The 23,467-nt window shown below is 69.1% G+C and carries 25 protein-coding genes and 5 pseudogenes; 19 read left to right on the top strand and 11 right to left on the bottom strand.

What is annotated here, in order from left to right:
- Positions 1-19: 19 nt before the first annotated feature.
- A complete protein-coding gene (locus OH768_RS24845; RefSeq protein WP_406457050.1) occupies positions 20-316 on the bottom strand; it encodes a hypothetical protein in 297 nt (98 codons plus the stop codon).
- 104 nt (positions 317-420) lie between these two features.
- On the opposite strand from OH768_RS24845, the gene OH768_RS24840 reads away from it, so the two are divergent.
- Entirely contained in the window at positions 421-1,110 is a 690-nt protein-coding gene (locus tag OH768_RS24840) for a helix-turn-helix domain-containing protein (protein ID WP_406457048.1), read from the top strand.
- Positions 1,111-1,128: 18 nt separating this feature from the next.
- The gene (locus tag OH768_RS24835) at positions 1,129-2,706 is read left to right on the top strand and encodes a tyrosine-type recombinase/integrase (protein ID WP_406457046.1); all 1,578 of its coding nucleotides are present in this window, start codon (positions 1,129-1,131) and stop codon (positions 2,704-2,706) included.
- Positions 2,707-3,072: 366 nt separating this feature from the next.
- Here OH768_RS24835 and OH768_RS24830 read toward each other — a convergent pair whose 3' ends face one another.
- Both OH768_RS24830 and OH768_RS24825 read right to left on the bottom strand, forming a co-directional pair.
- Entirely contained in the window at positions 3,073-3,618 is a 546-nt protein-coding gene (locus tag OH768_RS24830; protein WP_406457044.1) for a flavoprotein, read from the bottom strand.
- A pseudogene (locus tag OH768_RS24825) lies at positions 3,615-3,836 on the bottom strand (transcriptional regulator); the annotation flags it as partial. The gene OH768_RS24830 and the pseudogene OH768_RS24825, both read right to left, overlap by 4 nt.
- Here OH768_RS24825 and OH768_RS24820 point away from each other — a divergent pair.
- Positions 3,830-4,026, top strand: a pseudogene (locus tag OH768_RS24820) (MerR family transcriptional regulator); the annotation flags it as partial. The pseudogenes OH768_RS24825 and OH768_RS24820 sit on opposite strands and share 7 nt — an antisense overlap.
- Positions 4,027-4,431: 405 nt before the next feature.
- Here OH768_RS24820 and OH768_RS24815 read toward each other — a convergent pair.
- Positions 4,432-4,821 (bottom strand): DUF2267 domain-containing protein, encoded by a 390-nt coding sequence (locus OH768_RS24815; RefSeq protein WP_406457042.1) that lies wholly within the window; start codon positions 4,819-4,821, stop codon positions 4,432-4,434.
- A gap of 115 nt (positions 4,822-4,936) precedes the next feature.
- The gene (locus tag OH768_RS24810; protein WP_406457040.1) at positions 4,937-5,371 is read right to left on the bottom strand and encodes an Hsp20/alpha crystallin family protein; all 435 of its coding nucleotides are present in this window, start codon (positions 5,369-5,371) and stop codon (positions 4,937-4,939) included.
- A gap of 104 nt (positions 5,372-5,475) precedes the next feature.
- Between OH768_RS24810 and OH768_RS24805 the strand changes: the two genes are divergently transcribed.
- From OH768_RS24805 to OH768_RS24785, 5 genes and pseudogenes are all read left to right on the top strand, one after another.
- Positions 5,476-6,147: a type III effector protein gene (locus OH768_RS24805; protein WP_406457038.1), complete on the top strand. Its 672-nt coding sequence runs from the start codon at positions 5,476-5,478 to the stop codon at positions 6,145-6,147.
- 386 nt (positions 6,148-6,533) lie between these two features.
- The gene (locus OH768_RS24800; RefSeq protein ID WP_055611897.1) at positions 6,534-6,737 is read left to right on the top strand and encodes a cold-shock protein; all 204 of its coding nucleotides are present in this window, start codon (positions 6,534-6,536) and stop codon (positions 6,735-6,737) included.
- A 344-nt stretch (positions 6,738-7,081) separates the two neighbouring features.
- A complete protein-coding gene (locus OH768_RS24795; RefSeq protein ID WP_406457036.1) occupies positions 7,082-8,578 on the top strand; it encodes a DEAD/DEAH box helicase in 1,497 nt (498 codons plus the stop codon).
- A gap of 46 nt (positions 8,579-8,624) precedes the next feature.
- A complete protein-coding gene (locus OH768_RS24790) occupies positions 8,625-9,029 on the top strand; it encodes a CBS domain-containing protein (protein WP_406457034.1) in 405 nt (134 codons plus the stop codon).
- 23 nt (positions 9,030-9,052) lie between these two features.
- A pseudogene (locus OH768_RS24785) lies at positions 9,053-9,277 on the top strand (SCO5918 family protein); the annotation flags it as partial.
- A 115-nt stretch (positions 9,278-9,392) separates the two neighbouring features.
- On the opposite strand, the gene OH768_RS24780 reads toward OH768_RS24785, so the two are convergent.
- Positions 9,393-9,752, bottom strand: coding sequence for a hypothetical protein (locus OH768_RS24780; RefSeq protein WP_406457032.1), 360 nt, complete (start codon positions 9,750-9,752; stop codon positions 9,393-9,395).
- A gap of 51 nt (positions 9,753-9,803) precedes the next feature.
- Positions 9,804-10,066, bottom strand: a pseudogene (locus tag OH768_RS24775) (ATP-binding protein); the annotation flags it as partial.
- A 721-nt stretch (positions 10,067-10,787) separates the two neighbouring features.
- Here OH768_RS24775 and OH768_RS24770 point away from each other — a divergent pair.
- Positions 10,788-11,126, top strand: coding sequence for a MerR family transcriptional regulator (locus tag OH768_RS24770; protein ID WP_406457030.1), 339 nt, complete (start codon positions 10,788-10,790; stop codon positions 11,124-11,126).
- Positions 11,127-11,370: 244 nt separating this feature from the next.
- On the top strand, positions 11,371-11,574 hold the full coding sequence (locus tag OH768_RS24765; RefSeq protein WP_019072426.1) for a cold-shock protein: 204 nt from the start codon (positions 11,371-11,373) through the stop codon (positions 11,572-11,574).
- A gap of 496 nt (positions 11,575-12,070) precedes the next feature.
- Here OH768_RS24765 and OH768_RS24760 read toward each other — a convergent pair whose 3' ends face one another.
- Positions 12,071-13,558, bottom strand: coding sequence for an aldehyde dehydrogenase (locus OH768_RS24760; protein ID WP_406457028.1), 1,488 nt, complete (start codon positions 13,556-13,558; stop codon positions 12,071-12,073).
- A gap of 106 nt (positions 13,559-13,664) precedes the next feature.
- Between OH768_RS24760 and OH768_RS24755 the strand changes: the two genes are divergently transcribed.
- Both OH768_RS24755 and OH768_RS24750 read left to right on the top strand, forming a co-directional pair.
- Positions 13,665-14,255 carry a TetR family transcriptional regulator gene (locus OH768_RS24755; protein WP_406457026.1) on the top strand — a complete coding sequence of 197 codons (591 nt, stop codon included), beginning with the start codon at positions 13,665-13,667 and terminating at the stop codon, positions 14,253-14,255.
- A 325-nt stretch (positions 14,256-14,580) separates the two neighbouring features.
- Positions 14,581-14,811 (top strand): annotated as a pseudogene (locus tag OH768_RS24750) (hypothetical protein); the annotation flags it as partial.
- 129 nt (positions 14,812-14,940) lie between these two features.
- Here the strand turns inward: OH768_RS24750 and OH768_RS24745 are convergent.
- Positions 14,941-15,840: an alpha/beta fold hydrolase gene (locus OH768_RS24745; protein WP_406457024.1), complete on the bottom strand. Its 900-nt coding sequence runs from the start codon at positions 15,838-15,840 to the stop codon at positions 14,941-14,943.
- Between the two features lie 80 nt (positions 15,841-15,920).
- Here OH768_RS24745 and OH768_RS24740 point away from each other — a divergent pair, with 80 nt between their 5' ends.
- The 4 genes from OH768_RS24740 (at position 15,921) to OH768_RS24725 (ending at position 19,642) form a co-directional block, all read left to right on the top strand.
- Positions 15,921-16,529: a TetR/AcrR family transcriptional regulator gene (locus OH768_RS24740; protein WP_406457022.1), complete on the top strand. Its 609-nt coding sequence runs from the start codon at positions 15,921-15,923 to the stop codon at positions 16,527-16,529.
- Positions 16,530-16,746: 217 nt separating this feature from the next.
- Positions 16,747-17,625 carry a CPBP family intramembrane glutamic endopeptidase gene (locus OH768_RS24735; protein WP_406457020.1) on the top strand — a complete coding sequence of 293 codons (879 nt, stop codon included), beginning with the start codon at positions 16,747-16,749 and terminating at the stop codon, positions 17,623-17,625.
- Positions 17,626-17,673: 48 nt separating this feature from the next.
- Positions 17,674-18,945, top strand: coding sequence for a sensor histidine kinase (locus tag OH768_RS24730; RefSeq protein WP_406465427.1), 1,272 nt, complete (start codon positions 17,674-17,676; stop codon positions 18,943-18,945).
- Positions 18,946-18,949: 4 nt separating this feature from the next.
- Positions 18,950-19,642, top strand: a complete 693-nt coding sequence (locus OH768_RS24725; RefSeq protein WP_406457018.1) for a response regulator — start codon at positions 18,950-18,952, stop codon at positions 19,640-19,642.
- Positions 19,643-19,942: 300 nt separating this feature from the next.
- On the opposite strand, the gene OH768_RS24720 is transcribed toward OH768_RS24725, so the two are convergent.
- A complete protein-coding gene (locus OH768_RS24720) occupies positions 19,943-20,476 on the bottom strand; it encodes a MarR family winged helix-turn-helix transcriptional regulator (protein ID WP_406457016.1) in 534 nt (177 codons plus the stop codon).
- An 87-nt stretch (positions 20,477-20,563) separates the two neighbouring features.
- On the opposite strand from OH768_RS24720, the gene OH768_RS24715 reads away from it, so the two are divergent.
- Together OH768_RS24715 and OH768_RS24710 are read left to right on the top strand one after the other, a co-directional pair.
- Positions 20,564-21,472 carry an alcohol dehydrogenase catalytic domain-containing protein gene (locus tag OH768_RS24715; protein ID WP_406457014.1) on the top strand — a complete coding sequence of 303 codons (909 nt, stop codon included), beginning with the start codon at positions 20,564-20,566 and terminating at the stop codon, positions 21,470-21,472.
- A 46-nt stretch (positions 21,473-21,518) separates the two neighbouring features.
- A complete protein-coding gene (locus tag OH768_RS24710; protein WP_406457012.1) occupies positions 21,519-21,902 on the top strand; it encodes a limonene-1,2-epoxide hydrolase family protein in 384 nt (127 codons plus the stop codon).
- 33 nt (positions 21,903-21,935) lie between these two features.
- On the opposite strand, the gene OH768_RS24705 is transcribed toward OH768_RS24710, so the two are convergent.
- The gene (locus tag OH768_RS24705) at positions 21,936-22,127 is read right to left on the bottom strand and encodes a hypothetical protein (RefSeq protein WP_398854581.1); all 192 of its coding nucleotides are present in this window, start codon (positions 22,125-22,127) and stop codon (positions 21,936-21,938) included.
- Between the two features lie 287 nt (positions 22,128-22,414).
- Between OH768_RS24705 and OH768_RS24700 the strand changes: the two genes are divergently transcribed.
- On the top strand, positions 22,415-23,389 hold the full coding sequence (locus OH768_RS24700) for a metal ABC transporter solute-binding protein, Zn/Mn family (RefSeq protein ID WP_406457010.1): 975 nt from the start codon (positions 22,415-22,417) through the stop codon (positions 23,387-23,389).
- The last annotated feature ends 78 nt before the right edge of the window (positions 23,390-23,467 follow it).

Below are 23,467 nucleotides of genomic sequence, written 5' to 3'. Positions count from 1 at the left end.
CGTGCTCTCTTCTACTGGATCAGGTGGTTGCAGTGGTGCGCTCGGCAAGCGGGGTCGGCGTTCCAGCGCCGGCCCCGTCGCCGTTTTCCTCGGTCAGGCCGAGGAAGTTCAGGAGGTCGCTGCGCCGGGCGCGGAGTTGCCTGCCGACTCGGAAGATCGGGATGGGCAGGGCGTCGTCGCGGGCGAGCTGGTAGGTAGCGGTGCGGCCAATGTCGAGCGCGGCGCCGAGGGTCGGCCAGACGTCGAACATCACCGGAAGCTCCAGTGCCTCGGTGACCGGCAGCCCCTTCCGCCGGGCGGTGGTCTGTTGGGTCATTTTGGCGCAACTCCTTGCCAGTGTTGAGCCTGTTCGGCTCGGGGTTGATGGGACTGTACGGCACGGGTCGACACGGCGCAACCTCTGCCGTAGCTTGGGTCGACATGGAGCAACCGGACTGGATGACACACGTCGGCACGACCATCGCTCGGGAGGTCCGCCGGTACAGGCTTGCGCGCGGAATGAGCGCGCAACAACTGTCAGATGCTTGCGAGAAGCTAGGCGCCCCCATTCCCCGCACCGTGATCTCGAATATCGAGAACGGACGCCGTACGAATATTTCGGTGGCTGAGACAATTGTGTTGGCTCGCGCGCTTCGGGTGCCACCCATCGCCCTCATCTATCCTGCGGGTTATGAGGAGGAGTTGGAGTACGTGCCAGGCAAAAGGGTCGACCCCATGCGAGCCGTGAAGTGGTTCTCGGGCGAGATGCGCATTGACGAGCGATCAGGCTTGAACACCTTGCCGGATCCGGATTGGGCGCTCACGATCTCCAGGCAACACCGCAACGTAGAGAGTCGAATCAGTGACTACTACCGGAGTGCCAACGAGGAAAGGATCAATGGTTCACGAGATACCGATTATATTGAGCAGCTGCTCAATTTGGCCCGTAACCAGGAGTACAGGCTAAAGGCGATGAGGGAAGAGATGGTGAGGCGAGGACTGACACCACCCAAGACGTATTTGAAGGTCGATGATCTTCCCCCCTCAGATGCCCCAGACAAGAATTTTGATAAGCACTGGGCTTACGAGGCGGAATTCCCTTTGTATACGGGAGAGTTGCCCCCGTTTTGATGAATCGGAGAATAGCGGATGTCAGGATCTCGCCGCGCTGGCGGCATCAGTAAGCGATGTGAGTGCCGCGGTACGGACGGGAAGCGGCTCGGGGCGGCCTGCCCGCAGTTGTCGAAGCGGTCGCACGGCAAGCACCGCGTCAGCCAGGAACTACCCGAGAACGCCGAGGGACACCGCCGCCGCTTCCAGCGCACCGGCTATACCGACGCCAAGGACGCGACGAGGGACCTCGACCGCATCCGCGCCATCCTCGACCTGCCCGGCGACGACGAGGACGGGCTGCGCCGGGTCGGCGACCTCCTCGCCGAACTCCAGACGACCCGCGGCCCCATCCCGGAGCCGACCGAGGTGTCCCGCAAGCTCGGCGTCGGTGTCCCGCTCGACGGGAAGACGACCGTCGGCGACTGGCTCGACCACGTCATGACCAACAAGGCCACCAGGACCACCACGAACCGCGGCTACGGAAGCCACATCCGCGTCCACCTCAAGCCCGCCATCGGGCACCTGCGCCTGGACCGCCTCGGGGTCGGCCACGTCGAGGACATGTTCGCCGCGATCGACGACCGCAACGACGTCATCCGCGCCGAGAACCAGGCACGGCACGAGCAGGTCGCCCGCTGTACGCGCGGCAAGCCCGGGGCACCCAAGGCCGCCGAGCGCGCCCAGCTGGCCGCCGAGCGGGCCACGCTCGCCGAGATGCCGCCCTTCCGCCGCATCACCGGCCCAGCCACCAAGCAGGCCATCCGGCGCACGCTCCGCATGGCGCTGAACAAGGCCATCGCCGGGCAGCTCATCACCTTCAACGCCGCGCAGCATGTCGAACTCGCGGCTGCCGCCCGGCCGAAGGGGCTGCTGTGGACCGACGAGCGGGTGGAGCGCTGGCGGGAGACCGGGGTGAAGCCCGGCCCGGTGATGGTGTGGACGCCGGCCCAGCTCGGGGCGTTCCTCGACGAGGCCGAGGGCGACCGCCTGTACGCGTTCTTCCACCTGATCGCGCACCACGGGCTGCGGCGCGGTGAGGGAGTCGGGCAGGGGTGGGACGACTTCAGTGCGGCCCGGAAGGAGATCCGCGTGTCTGCCGAGATCGTGGTCGACGGGTGGACGCCGATCGAGACGGCGCCGAAGACCGACGGCTCCGTGGGCATCGTGAAGGTCGACGCGGAGACGGTGCGGGTCCTGCTGGAGCACCGCGAGCGGCAGCGCGCCGAGCGGGACGCGTGGAACGCGCAGGCCGCGGCCGAGCGGGAGCAGGGCAAGGACACGGCGGACTGGGCGGACACCGGGAAGATGTTCACCACCGAGGCCGGGGCATGGCTGCATCCCGACGTGGTGTCCAAGGCGTTCCGCAGGATCGCGGACGGGGCCGCCCTGCCGCCCATCAACCTCCGGGACCTCCGCCATGGTGCGGCGGCTCTGGTGAAGGCGGGCGGCGGCGACATCCACGACGCCAAGGTGAAGCTGCGGCACGGCACGATCCAGCTGACCAGCGACACCTACATGGAACTCTTCGAGGAGTACGAGGACGAGCTGACGGAGAAGGCAGCGGCGACGGTGCCCAGGGCGCGCAGGGGTGACGTGAAGGCGCCCGCGGAGTAGCGTTGTTGGTGGACAGCATGAGGCCTCGTCACCGCAGGTGGCGGGGCCTTTCTGCTCAGCCAGTGCTCAACCGAATGCCCCGGAAGTAGGCGACACCTACCGGCACAGGGCGGCATTTGGATGGGAGCGGAGCGACCTCATAAGGGTCTGTGACCAGCACATACCGGCGCTACCCGACACGGGGCGACAGAGGGCGGGAAAGCCCGGTCCATTGGATCCGCAGACTTTTAATCCATTGGTTGTGGGTTCGAGTCCCACAGGGCCTACTGGCGCGGGGGAGGGGGAGATCCCTTCTGACCTGCGGTGCAGCGTCCGGGTCGGCTTCGGCTGGCTCGGGCGCTGTTGGTTTTTTTGGGGTCGTCCTGATCACGACCGCTCGGAGAGCCTCGGGGCGAGCAGCTCCAGCACTTCTTCCCAGCGATAGCGATCCGACCCGCCTCCGGCCTTCGGCCGATGGGGCTCGTACGACCCGATCAGGACGCCCATCTCGCGCAGCCGCTCCAGGCTCTGGCGGTACGCGGGATGGGCGGCCTGGGCGGAGTTCAGGTACGGCAGCACGGCCACTGGTACACCCATCGCGGGTGCTTCGCACAGGATGCCCAGGGCGAGGTTGTCGGAGATCCCGGCTGCCCATTTGTTGACGGTGTTGAAGGTGGCGGGGGCTACCGCGATCGCATCAGCGGGGCGAGTCGGGCGCGGTTGGTCCGGTGTTCGCCAGGCTGAGCGGATAGGGAGACCGGTCTGCGCCTCAACCACCTCCACGTCGAGGAATCCGAGTCCTTGCGGGGTGGCGACGACGCCGATGTCCCAGTTCCGCTCGTGTGCTGCGGTGATCAGCTTGCCGACGTCGGCGGCCACCCCGGCAGCGCAGACCACGATCTGGAGGAACGGCTTGTCGGGCTGGTCACTCACGCGGGCACTCCCAGTTGGCGGCTGAAGTGGTGCAGCTCGGGCAGTGCCCGGCGGCGGTCGCGGGCTGCCATGTCGGCGACCAGTTCGCGTACGGCCGGGCGGCGGATGTCCTGGGCCGCACAGCTCTCGGCGATGCGCAGGGCCTGGTAGCCGTCGGCGAGTCTGGCCTGCTGACTGTAGGCGCGGGCGGTCTCCGCCCAGAGCGCGGCCCGGCGCTGCCCGCCCGATCACGCTCCTGCGCTCGGAGGGCGGACACCGCCGCTGCTCCCGCTACCGGCTGAAGATCGCCGTCCGGCCCGTGAACTCGTCGACCAGCGGATGCCGGTCGAGGCCGTCTGCCGCATCGTCATCCTCGAAGACCAACTCGAAGAAGCCCGGCGCATCGACGAAGAGCACCGCAACGCCGCCAGGCCGCACCGCGCGACGGACGCCCGACCCGTCGGCCGGGGAAGCCGGCGGCCGGATTCCCGGGCCGGCTTCACACGGCCTTCGGCAGAACCGCGGCCTGCCCTGCCCGGCAACACGAAAGGCCGGGCTCCGGCGAGGTCATCGCCGGAACCCTTTCCCGTTCCGTTCGTTTCCTTGGCCACTGCGGCCGTTCTCGCCAGCTGCGGCCCGGAACGGTCGTAGCGGATTCTTTCCAGCATCTGGTGAAACGTCATGCCGGGCCGGGCAGAGGTCGGTTCACGCAGCGGAAGCATGGGGAAGTGGTCGCCTTTCTCGTGCAAGGGGCTTGTCGCCGACAGGGCAGGCCGGCCGGATGAGGGTCGGCCTGCCCTGTCGGCGATGTAGGCGGGTCGCGCCTTTCGGGACTCAGGTGTGCTCGGGGCGGCCGAAGAGGAGGCCGTAGCCCGGGGGGAGTTGGAGCAGGATGCGGCGGGTGAGGTCCTCGCCCGCCGCATCGGCGGTCACGCTCAGTACGGCGCCTACGTCCCAGGCGGCGGTCTGTTCGGTGGCTCCCTCGATCCACGCCGCGGCCGCCCTCAGGAACCGCTCCGGCGGGAGCGGCTCAGTGGCCCGCAGCGGATTGAGGAGAACCAGGGCGAAGGTTTCCGGGAGCCGGGCGGCCAGCTCGGCCCGGACCTCGCCCACCAGATGCGCGCCCAGCAGGGCGAGAACGGTACGTGCGGCCCGCTCTGCTTCCTGGGGTGTGGGGTACTCGCCGCGTTCCCGCACGTGGTCGAGGAATGATTCCCAGCGCATGCCCGCCCCTGTCCCTTCTGCGTCATTGTGCGAGGGAGGTAGCGCGGAGGACGGGACCTGAGGGGGAGATCGATGCCCGTCCTCCGCCGTCGGCGCGGTCGAGGGGACTGGCTCCTCAGCCGCTGATCTGCCGGCGCTCGGCCTGGCCGCCGATGGTGATCTTGCGGGGCTTGGCGCGCTCGGCGATCGGGATCCGCAGGGTCAGCACCCCTGCTTCGTAATCGGCCGTGATCCGTTCGGTGTCCAGGGTGTCGGCCAGCACCAGCTGACGGGAGAAGACACCCAGGGGCCGCTCGGAGAGTTCCATCTGCACGTCGTCGGCCTTCGCGACCGGGCGGCGCTCGGCCTTGACGGTGAGCATGTTCCGCTCGACGTCGATGTCGATCGCGTCCTTCGCCACACCCGGCAGGTCGAGGGCGATCACGTACTCCTCGCCCTCGCGGTAGGCGTCCATCGGCATCGCCGAGGGCCTGGACCAGGTGCCGGTCACGCCCGTCAACTGCTGGGCGATCCGGTCGAGTTCGCGGAACGGGTCCGTGCGCATCAACATCGCGAAAACACCTCCACAGGTCTGGCAGGAACTGCCAATGCGCTTCGTCTGACACCGTTGTAACATGTCATCCAAACGATGACAAGCAGAGAGTCATCCAAACGATGACGTCTGAGAGGATCTTCGTGAACACCTCCCCCGAGCCCCGTGACCCCACCTCGTTCTTCGCCGCCGCGGCAGCGCTGAACACCATCAACGAAGCTGTCCGCACCGCCCAGGACACCCAGACTCCGCCACCCGCCGAAGGCGGACAGGCCAGTTCCGAAGAAGCCCTGGCGGCCCTGCTCATGCTGCGCGAACTACGCGAACAGCTCGCGGGGTGGGAACCCGGACTCATCGAGGCAGCACGCGCGGCAGGCTCCAGCTGGGCCGACCTCGCCCACCCCCTGGGCGTCGCCAGCCGCCAGGCCGCAGAACGGCGCTACCTGCGCGTACGCCCAGGAGCCCCCGACACCACCGGCGAACAACGCGTACAAGCCACCCGCAACCGCCGCGCCGCCGACCGCACCCTCACCACCTGGGCCCGCACCAACGCCGCCGACCTGCGCCAGCTCGCCGGCCAGATCACCGCCCTCACTGATCTCCCCGCCCAGGCCCGCACCCCCCTGGCCCGTCTCACCGAAGCCCTCGCCGACAACGACACCGCCAACCTCATCGACCCGCTCACCGCCACCCACACCCACCTCAAGGCCGGCCACTCCGACCTCGCAGCCCGCATCGACAGCATCACCCGCCACGCCGACCAACTCCGCCGAGGCGGCGACACCCCTCGCTGAACCACGGCCCTGGGCTCCGTGCGTACGTGACGCGTGAACGACCGGAGAGCCGGTGCGGCGGCAGGCCATGACCAACGGCTTCCGGAAATGTTGCACTCCGGTTCATCGAAATCTATTCCCGCGAGGTAAGAGTTCAGCCGGCCATGCGAGCAAAATTATTGCCGCAATGAGTAAGCTGAGTTATTCAACGCTCACAGGCCGTGGCGTCGTGCTACTGTTGATCTCAGTTGCAGTTTTGGTTGCCGAAACTTCAAGTGCTCCCACTCGGCTCCTGCCGGGGAGAGCGCTTTTGTATTTCCGGTCGTTTTCCGGGCGGGGTAATCATTGCGGCGACACGGTGTCCGCGCAGTGCGGATTCCGATGTACTGCCCCGAAGGAGATATGACATGGCTGCTGGTACCGTGAAGTGGTTCAACGCGGAAAAGGGCTTCGGCTTCATCGAGCAGGACGGTGGCGGCGCCGACGTGTTCGCCCACTACTCGAACATCGCCGCCCAAGGCTTCCGCGAGCTGCAGGAAGGCCAGAAGGTGACCTTCGACATCGCGCAGGGCCAGAAGGGCCCGACGGCCGAGAACATCGTTCCGGCCTGACGCTGACGCGCACTTTGTAGCTGGGGCCCGCATCCTTCGGGGTGCGGGCCCCAGCTACACGCGTTTCCCGCAGCGGTTTCACCCACGGGACGGCGCGAGGGAATCCGCAGTCTCACCATGTGCGGCCCCGTCTTCAGGGGTTCTGACGCATCCTGAAAAGCTGCACCGAAGTCGACGCCCGGATTACGCTTCACCATGACATCACCTATTTCGGCACCTGTGCCCGCGTGGATTTCCGTCGGCCAGCTCTGCTTTATTTTGCTATCGGTTCATACTTGTAGTTCTCCGTGCTGCTCATCGCTGTGGGAATTCCTCGATATGTGCCGCATCGAGGAAGGTTCCGCATGAACCGCACACGTACGAACGACCGCTTCGCCCGGACCCGTAACGGCAGTCCCGACGCCGGAAAGAGCGGAAGCCGCTTCGGCTCGTCGGCACCGCGCCGTTCCGGCGGGCCTGCCCGTTCCGGCGGCTACGGCCGCCGACCCGCCGCGGTGCAGGGGGAGTTCGCGCTTCCCGAGACGATCACCCCCGCGCTGCCTGCCGCCGAGGGCTTCGCCGATCTCGACATGCCCGAGCAACTGCTGGCCGAACTCGGCAGGCAGGGTGTGAGCGCACCGTTCCCGATCCAGGGTGCGACGCTGCCGAACACTCTGGCGGGCCGTGACGTCCTGGGCCGCGGGCGCACCGGTTCCGGCAAGACCCTCGCCTTCGGCCTCGCCCTGCTCGCCCGCACGGCCGGACGGCGTGCCGAGCCCCGCCAGCCTCTGGGGCTGATCCTCGTACCGACGCGTGAGCTGGCGCAGCAGGTGACCGACGCGCTCACGCCGTACGCCCGTTCCGTCAGGCTGCGGCTCGCCACGGTGGTGGGCGGGATGTCGATCGGCAAGCAGGCCGGCGCGCTGCGAGGCGGGGCCGAGGTCGTCGTCGCGACCCCTGGCCGGCTCAAGGACCTCATCGACCGTGGCGACTGCCGTCTGAACCAGGTGGGCATCACGGTGCTGGACGAGGCCGACCAGATGGCCGACATGGGCTTCATGCCGCAGGTCACCGCGTTGCTCGACCAGGTGCGTCCGGAAGGGCAGCGCATGCTGTTCTCCGCCACCTTGGACCGTAACGTCGACCTGCTGGTGCGCCGCTATCTGACCGACCCCGTCGTGCATTCGGTCGATCCGTCGGCGGGTGCGGTCACGACGATGGAGCACCACGTCCTGCACGTCCACGGCGCCGACAAGCACGCCGCCACGATCGAGATCGCCGCCCGCGAGGGCCGGGTGATCATGTTCCTGGACACCAAGCACGCCGTCGACCGGCTGACCCAGGACCTCCTCAACAGCGGCGTCCGGGCCGCCGCACTGCACGGCGGCAAGTCGCAGCCGCAGCGCACTCGCACGCTGGCGCAGTTCAAGACGGGGCACGTCAGCGTGCTGGTGGCGACCAATGTGGCCGCGCGCGGCATCCACGTCGACAACCTCGACCTGGTCGTCAACGTCGACCCGCCGACCGACCACAAGGACTACCTCCACCGCGGCGGACGCACCGCCCGCGCCGGCGAGTCCGGCAGCGTCGTCACCCTCGTCACCCCCGGCCAGCGCCGCGGCATGGTCCGCCTCATGGCGGATGCCGGGATCCGGCCGCAGACCACGCAGGTCCGCTCGGGCGACGAGGCCCTGAGCCGGATCACCGGCGCCCAGGCCCCCTCCGGCATCCCGGTCGTCATCACCGCACCGGTCGTCGAACGCCTCAAGCGCGGTGCCTCCTCCTCCCGGGGCCGGCGCCGCCCGACTTCGGGGGCCCGGCGCTCGCCCGTACGCCAGTCCGTCCTTGGCGCCGCGGCCTAGAACCTTCGTGATCAGGCAGCTGACCCATCTCTGCAGGAGGTACCTTTTGACGCTGGTTCAGACGCAGCCACGCCCGGCGAACGCCGGCCCTGTACACAGGACGCCGACCGAGGCCGTGGACGCGGCCGGACCGCAGGTCTGGGACGACATGAGCGTCGAGGTGGCGCTGTCCGTCATGGCCGCCGCCCGCACGGACCGGCTGGTCGTCTGCGACCAGGACGGCCAGTGCACCGGCCTGGTCACCCGGACCGAACTCACCGCCGTACGAGACGGCTCCGCCTACACGGACCGGGTCCGCCTGCGCGACCTCCTCGGCGACCACGGGCCGTTCACGCCACCCGTGATGACGTTGGCCGAAGCCGAGCACGCGATGCGCTCCCGCCGGTCCGGTGCCCTGCCCGTGGTCGACGGGCAGGACGGCGCCCTGGGCGCCCTCACACTCTCCCGCTGATCCGCCTCACCCTGGTCGGACAGGTCATGGGCGAGTCCGTGATCATCGGACGCCGCCACTACCCCGTCAAGCAGGTCGGCCAGGTCATCACCCGCCAGGACCGCCGTGACTTCAGCGCCGACGAAGTCCGCCGGGCGATGACCAAGCTCGGCTTCACCTGCCGCACCACCCCCAAGGCCGGACCCGTAGGCATCCTCGGCCCGCTCCAGCGAGCTTCCGCGATGCTCGGCACTCTCATGCCTGTCTGACATGCCTGTCCGGCCGACGCAACAGGCACGAGTCGACACCTGAACAGCAGTGGGCCCGACTGGCGGAAGCCGGCCGGGCCCACACTGCGTCCAATGGCCCCGTCGCCGTGGTTGCTCAGTGGTCGGAATAGCTGAAGTCGCCCACGGTCCAGGCGCTGACGTCGTCGATCGCGACCCGGTACATTCCGCCTGTCTCCGGGATTCCCACCGGGCCCTGGAGGATCCGGGCGACATGGAAGTGCAGGTGAGTGGGAACCCCGCCCTCCTTCGCGGGGGTGTCGAAGACGGCGGAGAACTCTCCCAGGCGGGCGGAATCCGTCAGCACCTCCGACACCCTCCGCCTCCAAACGGCCTCGGGAGCCAGCCGACCGGTGATGACAGCGCCACCGGTGACCACGGTCAGGGACATCTGGTTGCTCTGCCCGGACTCCACCACGGTGGCGATGTCAACGAGCAGCTCGTCAGGCTTCGACATGGGGCAGATTGTATTTGCCGGCCATCCTGCTGCTTCAGCGGCCGCTCAGGTCGGGGTGCGCGTGCGCGGCGCCTGTGAGCTGTTGTCGTGGACGGTCACCTCGATGCTGTCGGGGTATGCGGCCAGCTCCAGGGTGCAGGTGCCGCCGCCGTGACGCGGGGCGTTGGTGACAAGCTCGGACACGACCAGGGGCACGGTGACCGCGGCTTCCGGGCCCGCGGTCGGCTGCCGCAAACCTCCGAGGAAGGCCCGCGCCGCCTCGCACGCGTCGGCAACCTCTGGTGTGAACGGACGGCTGTGACGCCGGCGGTCATCGTGTTCACCACGGTGGGCCGTCATTTGAGGGCCGGGGTGCCGCGGACTGTCCCCGACGTCTGCAGAGCGGTCGAGAGGCTACCTCCCTGTCGAACGCGCGGAAATCTGTGTTTGTCAGAGTAGACATCATGTCGATGGCGTGGTTATGGTTCTCTCGCAGCCCAGAGAGACAGCAGGGCCTGGCAGACACGAACTGCCGGTCAGAGCAGTATCCGCAGGTGCAGTTCGCAGGCGGTGCGGTGGTGGAGTTGCGAAGCCAGGGTTGTTGAAGGACGGCGACGGGACTGACGACCGGACCGGGTGGCCCGCAGTGGTCAGGGGCCGCCGTGAGCAGGACCCAGCAGTGAAATAAGTGAGCAGCACCTCGGTGAAGGCGTCGGCTGCGGACGTGCCGTCACAGGCCGCTGAGCAGTTCGCATCACCAGTAGTACGCAGTAACCCACTTGTAAGCAGTTGATCCCAGAGGGAAGAACGGAGGAGCAGAGCGCCATCAGGATCGCCCGGGCCGACATCTTGAACCCGGGTACCGCAGGACATCGATAGTGAGGTGGTCTCCGGTCAAGCAACCGCGATCCCAGCAGCCCCGACGGCATTCAGGTCAGGGCCGCGGAAACAGAAGGCCGGCGCAGTAACAGGGCCGGCGGATGGTGTAGCAGTTCCTTCGGGGCCTTGGTGCCATTGGCACCAAGGCCCCTCGACGCGTTCCACAGAGAGGTGCAGATGACAGCAGACGACTCGTTCGGCCGTATCGACGACGAGGACTACCCCGCCTACACGATGGGCCGGGCCGCCGAACTCCTCGGCACCACCCAGGGCTTCCTCCGCGCCATCGGCGAAGCCCGACTGATCACCCCGCTCCGCTCCGAGGGCGGACACCGCCGCTACTCCCGCTACCAGCTGCGCATCGCCGCCCGCGCCAGGGAACTCGTCGACCGCGGGACCCCCATCGAGGCCGCCTGCCGCATCATCGTCCTCGAAGACCAGCTCGAAGAAGCCCAGCGCATCAACGCCGAACACGAACGCGGCGCCGGATCGTCCCCTCCACCGGCCACGGCCTGAACCAAGCGTGCCCGCAGGCCCGGGCCGGCCTGTTGCACGTGGTCCCGGTGCTCCGCGTGATCGCTTTCTCTGGTGACGCGGAGTGTGGGCGTGTAGCGTCTGCGTCAGCTGTCGTGGTTCGGAGTCCCCCATGGCCCACGCTCCTGGCGTGGGCTTTTTGCTGTGCTGTGCCGCAGGGACCAGGGCGATCACCTCCGCCTTCCACAGAGAGTGGGAGGCGTTCATCGACTGGAAGGCACGAGACATGGCTACGGGAACTGTGAAGTGGTTCAACGCGGAGAAGGGCTTCGGTTTCATCGCCCAGGACGGCGGCGGCCCGGACGTCTTCGCGCACTACTCCGCGATCAACTCCTCGGGCTTCCGCGAACTCCAGGAAGGCCAGGCCGTGACATTCGACGTCACCCAGGGACAGAAGGGCCCCCAGGCCGAGAACATCAACCCGGCCTGACCTGATCCGCCCTGCCCGCGTCGATGCGACGGAGCAGTGGCGGAAGGCGGATACGCACCACACGTCCAGGGCCGCGCGGCGCACGCTGTGCGGCCCTCGGCCTTTCTCCCGCGGTGGGTCTGGGGCCTTCGCGTAAGACGGCCAGGAGCGCACTCCCTGGTCAGCAACCTCTTCTGCGTGAGCGATGCGTGAGCGGACGGTGTGGCAGGAGCCGTCCTGACGTGGACCGGGCCTCATGACGAACCTGCCCCGACCTGGTGGTTCCGGACACCGAGTCAGGGTCCGCAACAACGTAGTACGACCCGGCCAGGACCTTTGATCCATTGGTTGTGGGTTCGAGTCCCACAGGGCCCACGCAATCGCCCCCAGCTCAGAGGTAGTTCGAGCTGGGGGCGTGTCCGTTTTGGCGGGGTCTCATGATCGCCTGCTGGCGAAGACGGTCCGGGACGAAGACGTCTGGTTCGAACCATCGGGCTCGGACCGGACCGCGCTCCTGTTATCCGTTGATCACGCGAAGGGGTTCACCGTTGAGGAAGATGACGTGGGTGTTGAAGAAGGCGTCCAGTCCCTCGGGGCCGAGTTCGCGGCCGTAGCCGGACTGCTTGACGCCGCCGAACGGCACGCCGATGTCGACGGTGATGCCGTTGTTCAGGTTCACGGTGCCGGAGTTGATCTGCTGGGCCACGCGCAGGGCGTGCTCGGTGTCGGTGCTGTAGACGGCGCCGGACAGGCCGAACTCGGTGTCGTTGGCGATGCGGACGGCCTCCTCCTCGTCCCGGTAGGTCAGGACGGTCAGGACGGGTCCGAAGATCTCCTCCTGGGCGACCTTGGCGTCCGGGGAGACGCCGGTGATGATCGTGGGGGCGACGTAGTAGCCGACGTCGTGGCCGGGGGCCCGGCCGCCGCCGACGGCGAAGGTGCCGCCCTCCTTCTCCGCGGAGGCGATGTAGTCCAGGACCCGCTCGTAGTGCTTGCGGGTGACCATCGCGCCCACGTCGGTGGCCGGGTCGCGGGGATCGCCGACGGTCAGTTCGGCGAATGCCTCGGCGAGGGCGGAGACGATCTCGTCGTGACGGTGCTCGGGCACGATGAGCCTGCTGGGGTTGGTGCAGCTCTCGCCGTTGTTCCCGGTGACGCCCGGCACGAGGGTCTCGACGATGCGGTCGAGGTCGGCGTCGTCGAGTACGAGTGCCGGTGACTTGCCGCCGAGTTCGAGGGTGAGCTGCTTGAGGGTGTCGGCGGCTGCGGCGGCGATGCGACGCCCGACCACGGTGCTGCCGGTGAAGGTGATCTTGTCGACGCCCGGGTGGCGCACCAGGTGATCGCCGCCCGCGGGCAGGGCGTTGACGATGTTCAGCACACCGGCGGGCAGTCCTGCCCGCAGCGCGGCGTCGGCGAAGTAGCCCGCGCTGAGGGGGGTGTCCTCGGACGGCTTCATGATGACGGTGCAGCCGGCCAGCAGGGCTTGCGGCAGCTTGAACGCCGCCAGCGCGAGCGGGGCGTTCCACGGGACGATGGCCGCTACGACGCCCACCGGCCGCTTCTCGATGCGGGCGCTGACCCCGGACAGGCCGGTGCGCAGTTCGGTGAGTTCCGTCGTGTCCGCCAGGGAGGCGTAGTAGCGCAGCAGGCCGGGCATGGTCAGCGCCCCGCCGCGGCTCTGGCCGATCGTCAGGCCCGTCTCGGCGACGAGTACTTCGGTGACCGGGTCGGCGTCCTTCTCCAGTTCCTCGGCGAACTTGGTGAGGATCTCGGCGCGTTCGCGGAGGGTCAGTCGCGGCCAGGGGCCGGAGTCGAACGCGGTACGGGCCGCGGCGACGGCCGCGTCGACGTCCTCGAAGGCCGCCGCGGCAGCCGATCCGATCTCCTTCTCGGTTGCCGGGTCGACGACCGCAATGCGCTCGCCCGAGGAGCCGGGACGCCAGGTGTTGTTGATGAACAGGTCTCGCTCGAACACGGGCGAGGAGGGCGAGGGAGTACTCATGACATGCCTTCCGCTACGGCCAGTAATGAAAATAACTGGATAGTTACTATCTAGGCACCCGGTCCGAGGTTTGTCAATAACTGGTTGGTTACCTTAGGCTTGGGCCATGGCTTACGACTCCGCGGCAACCCGCGCAAAGATCCTCCGGGCGGCGATCGAGGAGTTCAGCGCCTCCGGCTTCGCCGGTGCCCGCATCGACCGCATCGCCGAGGTCTCGGGCGCCAACAAGCGGTCCATCTACGTGTACTACACGAACAAGGAGCTCCTGTTCGCCGCCGCCCTGCACAAGGTCATCAGCGAACTGAACGACGCGGTGCCGCTCACCGAGGACGACCTGCCGGGCTACGCGGGCCGCATGTTCGACTACCTGACCCACCACCCCGCCGCGCTGCGCATGCATCTGTGGCGCCAGCTGGAACGGCCCGAGCTGGGTCCCGACGCGGCGGACGTGTACAGCGAGAAGATGGCCCGCATGACCGCGGACTCGACCGCCGGGCAACTGCCGTCGACCGACCTGCTCGTCCTCATCACCGGGCTCACCCAGAGCTGGGTGCTCGCGCCACGGGATCTCCTCACCGCCGCCGACGGCTCCGACCCCTACCGACCGGAACGGCTCGCCGAACACCGGGCCGTCGTCGTCGAAGCCGCCCGCCGCCTCTGCGCACCCACCCCGACAGTCCCGGTCGACCCGGCATAGCGACACGGCCACCGCCGTCGCCGGCCCGAGATCGTCTGTGCCGTGTTCGGACGGGAGCCTGGGCGGTCGCCGACATCAGAGCCGTCGTGTTCTTCAGTGCGTACAGGCCGCCGATCCAAGCAGGCAGCCGATGGAGGACTGCCTCATCCGGCGGCCGGGGGTGCGGCCACCCTGCTGGTGCAGCGCGGCCGTTGCCATGGAGGAACTCGGCCGATGGCTCTCGGCGGCATGCCCGGGGTCGCCAATGCGTCGACCTCCACAGCCGGTCTCCACAGACGATTTCTGCCTCAGGGTGCTCAAGTGGCTCGTCGGTGACCGTGCTCGTATTACGCCCGAGTCACGCGCATGCTCCAAGAATTCGCCGGCGCCCGCCATCGAACCGCGCACCTTCACCACCCTCGACACCGTCCGCGGCGACCTCCTCGGCGTGTACGCCGAGGCGCGCGCCCCGCTGCTGCACCTGCCGAACTACGCGGTCACCGCGTTCGGCGAACGCCTGGACCGGCACGGCGCCGAGCCGGGGTTCGTGGCCGTGCTCGCGTACGCGGACGGGCATTACCGCCCGCCGTATCCATGACGCCTTCCTCACCGCACGCGACGAGTCGTTCGCCAGGGGGACGAAGGCGTAGCGGAGTTTGTGCAGCTCCGCCTGTCGTTCGCGGAGTTCAGCCGTGTGGTGTGTCTGCTACCGGTCGGCCGCGAGGAAGTCCTCCAGGATCTCGACGAACCGCGCCGGCTGCTCCTCGGCCGGGTAGTGGCCGCAGTCGTCGAGGACGACCCCCGTGACGTCGTCGGCCGCCAGCCGCATCGTCTGGGCGGCATTCGCGCCGCTCCACAGCGCGCCGCCGACGGCGAGCACCGGCAGCGTCAGCCGGGTCTTGCTGCGCTGCTCGTTCTGCGCGATCGTCTCGTCCAGCGCCCGGTAGTAGGCGAAGCTCGCCCGCAGCGCGCGAGGATCCGCGGTGATCGCGTCGACGTAGACGTCGACGGCGTACGCGGGGATCGCGGTCGGCGTGGCGGCCTTGGTGGCGAACTGCCAGCCGAAGAAGAGCCGCTCCCGCCCCCGGACCAGTTCCTCGTTGAGGTCGGTGAGCCGGTTGAAGCCGAACTGCCAGAGCCTCAGGTTGGCCGCGGCCGGGCCGAAGAACGGCGGGGACGGCGTGAGACCGGGGATCACCGCTTCGAGGATGGCGAGCCGGCCCACCCGCTCGGGGTGATCGGCGGCGAGGGCGTAGCCGGTCCACGTGCCGATGTCGTGGCCGACCACGTCGAACCGGTCGTGCCCGAGCGCGGCCATCAACGCGACCAGATCGGCGGCGAGCGTGCCGGCGTCGTACCCGTCGTCGGGCTTGTCGGAGAGCCCGGCCCCGCGCGAGTCCACGGCGACGACGGTGTGCCGGCGGGCGAGCGCGGGCATCACCTCCCGCCAGGCGTACCAGGTCTGGGGCCACCCGCCGATCAGCAGCAGCGCCGGGCCGTCCCCACCGGTGACCGCGTGCAGCCGCAGTCCGTTCACCTCCACGAGGCGGCTGGTGAAGACGTCGAGGAATCCGTCGGGCAGTCGCAGTGAACGCAGGTTGGTCATGCCGGGGACCCTACCCATCTTTAAACGATCGTTACAAGATTCTTTGAACGATCGTTACAAGATGTGTAGAGTGACGGACCATGGCAGGCCGCAAGCAGTTCGACGTGGACGAGGCGCTACGACGTGCGATGCACGTCTTCTGGCGCTGGGGTTATTCGGAGGCCTCGATCGATCGCCTGACCGAGGGCACGGGCCTGGGCCGGGGCTCGCTCTACGGCACCTTCGGCGACAAGAGCGCCCTCTTCCGCAAAAGCCTCCAGCGGTACGCGCAGACCTACCACCCGCTGTACGAGCAGGCACTGTCCGGCCCCCACCCGAGCCCGGGCGCCGTTGTGGCCGCCTACCTGCAGGTCGCCCTGAACCGCATCGCCGACCCGACGGTCCCGGACGGCTGCCTGCTCACGGTGTCGGCAACGCAGATCCCGGCGCTCGACGCGGAGGGCCGGGCGATGGTCCGCGCCATGATCGACGGTTTGCGGACGATGCTGGAGCAGGCGTTGCGGGCGGCGGGGGCCGGTGAACAGGAGGCGGCAGAGCTGGCGTTGTGCACGCTGGCGACGAACAAATCCCTGGCGGTGCTGAGCCGCGCCGGCTTCTCGGGCGAAGACCTGGCGACCGTCGCCGCAGCCGCCGCCAGGAATGCCCAGGCTGTGCCGAATCGACCGGCCGGACCGTCGGGGCCGCGATAGGCGGGAACGACGTCACACCGTCAGTGCCGTGTGACGACTCACGACTCCGTGTTCCGCGAAGGGCGAAGCCGACCGAACCGGCCGGCAGGCGCGGCGCATCCCCCGTGAGAGCTACCCGGACCGTCCCTGCGCGGGTGATTCGCGGATTCCGGCGGATTTCTAGCGTGGTCGTCAGGTCGGCTGCCGTCGGAGTGGCCGTCGCCGCAGGGAGGTCACGATGAGCACGCCGTCCGCCGCACACGACGACGCAGGGTCCCGCACGGACGATGACGGTGGCGGCCGGGGTGGTCGGCTCGGCCGGATCGTCCGCGCTCCGCTCGGCTGGATGCTGACGGGCCTGGTGGGTGTCGGCCTGGTCTCGGGGCTGACCGCGACCGGCCCCGGTCCGGTGCCGGTGCTGGGCGCGGTCGCGGCGGTCGCCGTGTACCGGGTGGTGATGCGCCGGGTCGCGGGACGCTCCACCCCGGAGATCGCCCGGCAGGGGGCCGGGCGGGAGGCGCTGCGCGGCGGTGCGGTCGGCCTGGGCTTCGTCCTGGTCTCCGCCCTCCTGATCACGGTGTTCGGGGGCTACGACTTCTCCTGGGCGGGCAACGGCTTCTTCCCCGTCGTCTGGTCCGCGGCGACGGTGCAGGCCGGCGCCGCGGTCACCGAGGAGCTGATGTTCCGCGGTCTCGCCCTCCAGGCTCTGGAACAGCGGTGGGGCAGCCGGGCGGCCATCGTGATCACCGGGCTGTTCTTCGGCGTCGCCCACCTGGGTGCTCCGGGAGCCGGCGTGTGGAGCGCGCTCGCCATCGCCCTGGAGGCCGGTGTGATGCTCGGCGTCGCGTTCCTGTGGCGGCGTAACATCTGGTTCGTCGCGGGCTTGCACTTCGCCTGGAACACCGCCGAGCAACTGCTCGGCATCCCCGTCTCCGGACACACTCCCAAGGGCCTGTTCACGGTCGACACCCACGGCTCCGCCCTGCTCAGCGGCGGTACCTTCGGTCTGGAGGCGTCGATCGTGCCCGTCCTCATCGGTGTGCTGCTCACCGTCCGGATGTTCGTCCTCGCCGGCCGGAGCGGCGGTCTGCGGTCCCGGCGTCCCGTCCGGCGCTGAGGCGGGCCGCCGTACGGGACACCGGCTGATCGGAGGAAGAGGCAAGTGATGTTCCGTCAGGGCCTTTTGCGGACACCGTGGTTGCGGGTACCGCTGGAGCGGTGGAAGGAGCAGGACGCCTTCCTCAAAGACGGTCTCCTCGCCCTGGTACTCACCCTGCTGGCCTTCGTGCCGACCCTGTCGGCCATCGGGGCGCAGATCGGCGATCTTCCCGAGCGGCCGGCGAACGCACTGGGCCTCGGACTGATCCTGGCCCAGACCCTGCCGCTGGCGGCCCGCCGCCGCTGGCCCGCGGGCTGTCTGGTTGTCGTCGCCGCCGCGTTCGCCGTGCACCAGGCGCTGGGCTTCGCGACGACGTTCGGCAGCATGGGGCTGTATCTGGCGCTGTATTCGGCCGGAGCCCACCAGGTCCGTTTCCGCCTGGGTCTGGCGGGCGTGGCGAGTGCGGGGTACGTGGTGCTGGCCGTCGTCCTGCACCGGCTCGGTTCCCCGCAGGATCCGACGGACTATCTCGCCTTCTATCTGGTGCTGGCCGCGGTCCGGCTGGTGGGGAGTGGTGTGCGCAAGCGGCGCGGCGAAGAGGCGGAACGGCGGCGGCTGGCCGCCGAGTTGGCCACGGCCGCCGAGCGGGCGCGGATCGCCCGGGAGCTGCACGACGTGGTCACCCACCATGTGACGGCGATGGTGGTGCAGGCGGACGCGGCACAGTTCCTGATCACGTCCGCGCCGGAACGGGCCACTACGGGAATGGCCTCCGTCAGCGACACCGGCCGCCGGGCCCTGACCGAACTGCGGTATCTGCTCGGGGTGTTGGAGGCGACCGGCGAGTCCGCGACCGACGGAACCGGCGCCGATGAGGGCTCCTCGCACGGCAACCGGGGACCCGCCCTCGGCCGGCTGGGAGACCTCGTCGAGCAGGCCCGCAGGTCGGGTCAGCCGGTGGAGTTCAGCGAGCGGGGCGAGCGGCGACCCCGGAGCGTGGACGTGGAGCTGGCCGCGTACCGGGTCGTACAGGAAGCGCTCACCAACGCGATGAAGTACGCGACCGGGCAGCCGACACGGGTCCTGGTCGGGCACGGCGAGGAGCGCGTCGAGATCGGGGTGACCACAGCAGGACGCGTCCCCGTCACCACCCCGGCGGCCGTGCCGGCCACCCGCGAGCCGGGCCCCGAGGGCGGACGAGGGCTGGCCGGGCTGCGTGTCCGAGTGCGGATGCTCGATGGTGAACTGGAGGCCGGACCCCGGCCCGGGGGCGGGTTCGAGGTCCGTGCCACGATTCCGTCCCAGCCGCAGCCGCAGCCCGAGCCCGTTCAGGAGTGACCCCGTGAGTGACGCGCCGCCACCGATCCGTGTGCTCGTCTGCGACGACCAGGAACTGGTGCGGACCGGCTACGTCACCATCTTCTCGGCCCAGCCCGACATGGAGGTCGTCGGCGAGGCGGAGAACGGGCACGCGGCGGTGGAAGCCGCGCGGCGGCTACGGCCCGACGTGGTCGTGATGGACATCCGGATGCCCCTCCTCGACGGCATCCAGGCGACCCGGCAACTGGCCGGTCCCGGCGCCGGAGAACCGCCGAAGGTGCTTGTCGTCACCACGTTCAACGTCGACGCCCATGTCTACGACGCGCTGCGCGCCGGAGCCAGCGGGTTCCTCCTCAAGGACGCGCCGCCCGCGGAGCTGGTGAACGGCATCCGGACCGTCGCCCGGGGCGAGGCCCTGCTGGCGCCCGTGGTCACCCGCCACCTCATCGGCCACTACGCCGAGCACCTGCGCCCGGCCGAGTCCTCCCGGCCGGCCAGAGAGGACGTCGTACGCGCTCTGACGCCCCGCGAACTGGAGGTGCTCCGGCAGCTGGCCGAGGGGCTGTCGAACGCGGAGATAGCGGCGCAGCTGTACATCACCCCCGAGACGGTCAAGACCTATGTCTCGCGAATCCTGGCCAAGCTCGCCCTGCGCGACCGGGTCCAGGCAGTCGTCCTCGCCTACCGGGTCGGGCTGGCGTCCGGCACACCGTGAACCGACGGGCCGGACCGGCACCCCGCCCGCACCCGCGAAGCCCGGCTGCCGGTCGGTTGGCCGCATGTAGAAGAAGCTACTGGCCATCAGCCCCTTCTGCGCGAGCGATGCGTGAGGGACCGCACTCGTAACCGAGCCCTTTGCGCCACCGGTCTGTGTGACGGGCAACCGCGCTGCTCACGGTCGTCGGCGAGCAGTACGCGTACCTGGCTCACCGGGTCGCTCCCGGCGATGTCGCCCGGGCCGGTGCCGGCAGTTCGGTCAGCAGTCGGTAGCCGCCGTCGGGACGGAGGCCGCCGGTCACTCGCCCCCGGGCGGGCGCCAGTCCACCGGCGGTGGCAGCGTCCCCCGCGCGATCGTGTTCGCGTAGACGCTCTCCAGCGCCTGGCTGAGCGGCCCGACGAGCTCCCGCGGCAAGCCGTCGAAGAACAGGCGGCGCACGAGTTCCACGTGTCCGAGAGCCGCGGCCTCGAGCACCTGCCGGCCGTGTCGGGTCAGGCTCACCTCGGTCACGCGCCGGTCGTTCGCGGACGGGCCGCAACTCACCAGTTCCCGCTGGGTCATCCGCCGCACATGGTGTGAGACCCGGCTGCGCTCCCAGCCGATCTGTGCGGCCAGCACCGTGATCGGCATCGGGTCCCCGTCGGCGACGCTGAGGGCCGTCAGGACGTCGTAGTCCGGCAGGGACAGATCGCTGTCGGACTGCAGCTGGCGATTCATCTCGTACGTCAGCCGCAGCTGAAGCCGGATGTACGCCAGCCAGGCGCGTTGCTGTTCGCCGTCGAGCCACCCGCCCTCGGGCACCGGCGCGCTGCCGTTGGCATTGCGTGACATGTCACCTATGCTTTCTGTCCAGCACCACCGTCGAGGCGTGCCGCTCCCCCATCATCTCGCGCGGACCGCCAGGAGCAGGAGGTACCGATGCCGTACGCAACAGTGCTCACGGGATACGGATCGCCCGAGACGCTCGTATGGTCGGAAGTCGCTCTGCCCGCACCCGGGCCCGGTCAGATCAGGATGCGCGTCCACGCGGCGGGAGTCGGCCCGACCGACCTGAAGATCCGGCGCGGCGACCTTCGCGAGGTCTTCCCGCTGCCCGACCCCGCCGTGCTCGGCTTCGAGGCCGCCGGCACCGTCGACGCCCTCGGCCCGGGCGTGACCGGCGTGTCGCCGGGTGACGAGGTCGCCGCCCAGCTGCCCACGCTCGGCGGATACGGCGAATACGCCATCGCCTCGGCCTGGACCGTCAAACCGGCCACCGTCAGCTGGGCCGACGCGGCGGCGCTGCCCGCCTCGGCCGAAGCCGCCGTCGGCGTCCTGCGTCAGCTCGGCGTCACCTCCGGCGAGACCCTGCTCGTCCTCGGCGGCGGAGGCTCGGTCGGCGTGATCGCCACCCAACTGGCCGTAGCCCAGGGCCTCACGGTCTTCAGCGCCACCGGCCCGGGCGACGAGCAGTTCGCCAAGGACCTCGGCGCGATCCCGGTCCGCTACGGATCGGCGCTCCTTGCGCAGATGCGCGCGCACGTCGGCAAGGTGGACGCCGTCCTCGACGCCGGCGGCAAGGGCGGCCTCCGCGACGCCGTCGAACTCGCGGGCGGCCCCGAGCGCGTGATCACCCTCGCCGACGAGCACGCGGCCGACTTCGGCGTCGCCCTCTCCGCCCCCACCCCGGACCGCGCCCCCGACGCGGTCGAACAGACCATGCCACTACTCGCTTCCGGGCAACTCCGCCTGCGCGCCCAGCGGTTGCTGCCGATGCGGGACGCCGCGCGGGCACACGCCCTGCTCGAAGCGGGCACCGCACACGAAAAGCTCATCCTCACCGTCTAGCGGCCTGTCGCAGCGCACTGTCAGGATCAACCACAGGGAGAGCCCGATGGAGAGCCCGATCGAGGTGGTGCGCAGGTTCTGCGCGGCGTGGTCGGACAACGCCGGGGCCGCCGAACTGGCGGCGTTCTTCACCGATGACGCCGTCTACCACAACATCCCGCTGGCGCCGATCACCGGCCGGACGGCCATCGCCGACACCATCAGCTCGTTCATCCGACCTGGCCCGCCGGGCATTGAGCACATCGAGTTCCGCGTCATCAACATCGCGGCCGACGGGCCGGTCGTGATGACCGAGCGGGTGGACGTCTTCAAGCTCTCCGACAAGTCGTTCGAACTGCCGGTCATGGGGACCTTCGAGGTCACTGACGGCAAGATCAACGCCTGGCGCGACTATTTCGACATGAACCAGTTCACGAGCCGGATGGGATGAGGCCGGACCTCCTCGGCGCTCCGGCTCACCTCGTCAGTCCGGCTGGGCGGCGAACAGTTCCAGGTGCGCGCAGGTGGGGCAGCGATAGGCGTCGATCTGCCAGTGCGGTCGGCCCATCCTCTTGGCATTGCCGAGCGGGCCGCGCTGAAGGGGGCCCGCGATCCACCGCGCGAACCCGCGAGCGCCTTGTCCGGAGTCCTCGACGAAGCCCGGCTCCAGCCCCACCGCACCGCATTGGGCGCACCGTATGTTGTTCATCGGTGGAGTGTAGTGAGCCGCAGCGGGTGTGGTCACCAGGGCCGGTTGCCACTGCACTTTGGCATCGCCGCCGCCCTTCCCGCCCTCCCAGCCCCATGGCGTTCACCGCCCAGGTCAAGCTTCCATAATGATTTTCATTAGAGATAGCCGACTCTCTAGTAGTGACAATCATTTCCATCTACGGTCGGAGGTGACCCCGCTCCACAGGGCCCTGCCCGCGTGTGAGGCCCCCAGCCCGTCAAGGAGACCGCGTCGTGCGTACTGCCGGCACCCCGATATCCCGCCCCGCACCCCGCTTCCCCCGCCTGATCGCCGGCGGTCTGGCCACCGTCGCGGCGCTGGCCGCCACCAGCGGCTGCTCCACCTCCTCGTCCTCCGACACCGCCGACGCCGGTTCGACGACGGCCGGCAAGACCATCAAGGTCGTGGCGGCAGAGAACTTCTGGGGCAGCATCGCCACCCAACTCGGCGGCACCCACGTACAGGTCAAGAGCATCATCGACAACCCGAACGCCGACCCGCACGACTACGAGCCGACCGCGGCGGACGGCCGGCTCGTGGCAGGCGCCCAGTACACGATCGTCAACGGCATCGGCTACGACGCCTGGGCGGACAAGCTGCTGTCCGCCAACCCCGAGAGCGGCCGTACCGATCTGAAGGTCGGTGACCTGGTCGGCATCAAGCCGGGCGGCAACCCGCACCGCTGGTATTCGCCGGACAACGTCCACCAGGTCATCGAGAAGATCACCGCCGACTACAAGAAACTCGACCCGGCCGACGCCGCCTACTTCGACGCCCGGAAGACGGCCTTCGAGACCAAGACCCTCGCGCCGTACAACAAGCTGATCGCCGACATCAAGGCGAAGTACGCCAACACCCCCGTCGGCGCCTCGGAGTCCATCGTGACCCCGCTCGCCGAAGGGCTGGGCCTGAAGATGCTGACGCCCGAGTCCTTCCTGGACGCCATCAGTGAGGGCACGGACCCGACGGCCAAGGACAAGCAGACGATCGACCGGCAGATCAGCCAGAAGCTGATCAAGGTGTACGTCTACAACAGCCAGAACGCCACCCCGGACGTACAGGCCCAGGTCAAGGCGGCCAAGGCCGAGGGCATCCCGGTCGCGACCGTGACCGAGACGCTCACCCCGGCCGGGGCGTCCTTCCAGGCGTGGCAGGTACGGCAGTTGCAGGGCATCGAGAAGGCCCTGGGGCAGGCGACGGGCAGGTGAGTACCGTGAATCCGGCCACCTCCCGGCCGGGCGGCAGGGCCCGGCACCGCGTCCCCGCGCAACCGGTCGGCGCCGAAC

The sequence above is a fragment of the Streptomyces sp. NBC_01622 genome (genome assembly GCF_045209635.1).
Taxonomy (GTDB): Bacteria; Actinomycetota; Actinomycetes; order Streptomycetales; family Streptomycetaceae; genus Streptomyces.
Note: the sequence above shows the minus strand (reverse complement) of the source record. Positions and strands in the feature narration are given on the sequence as shown.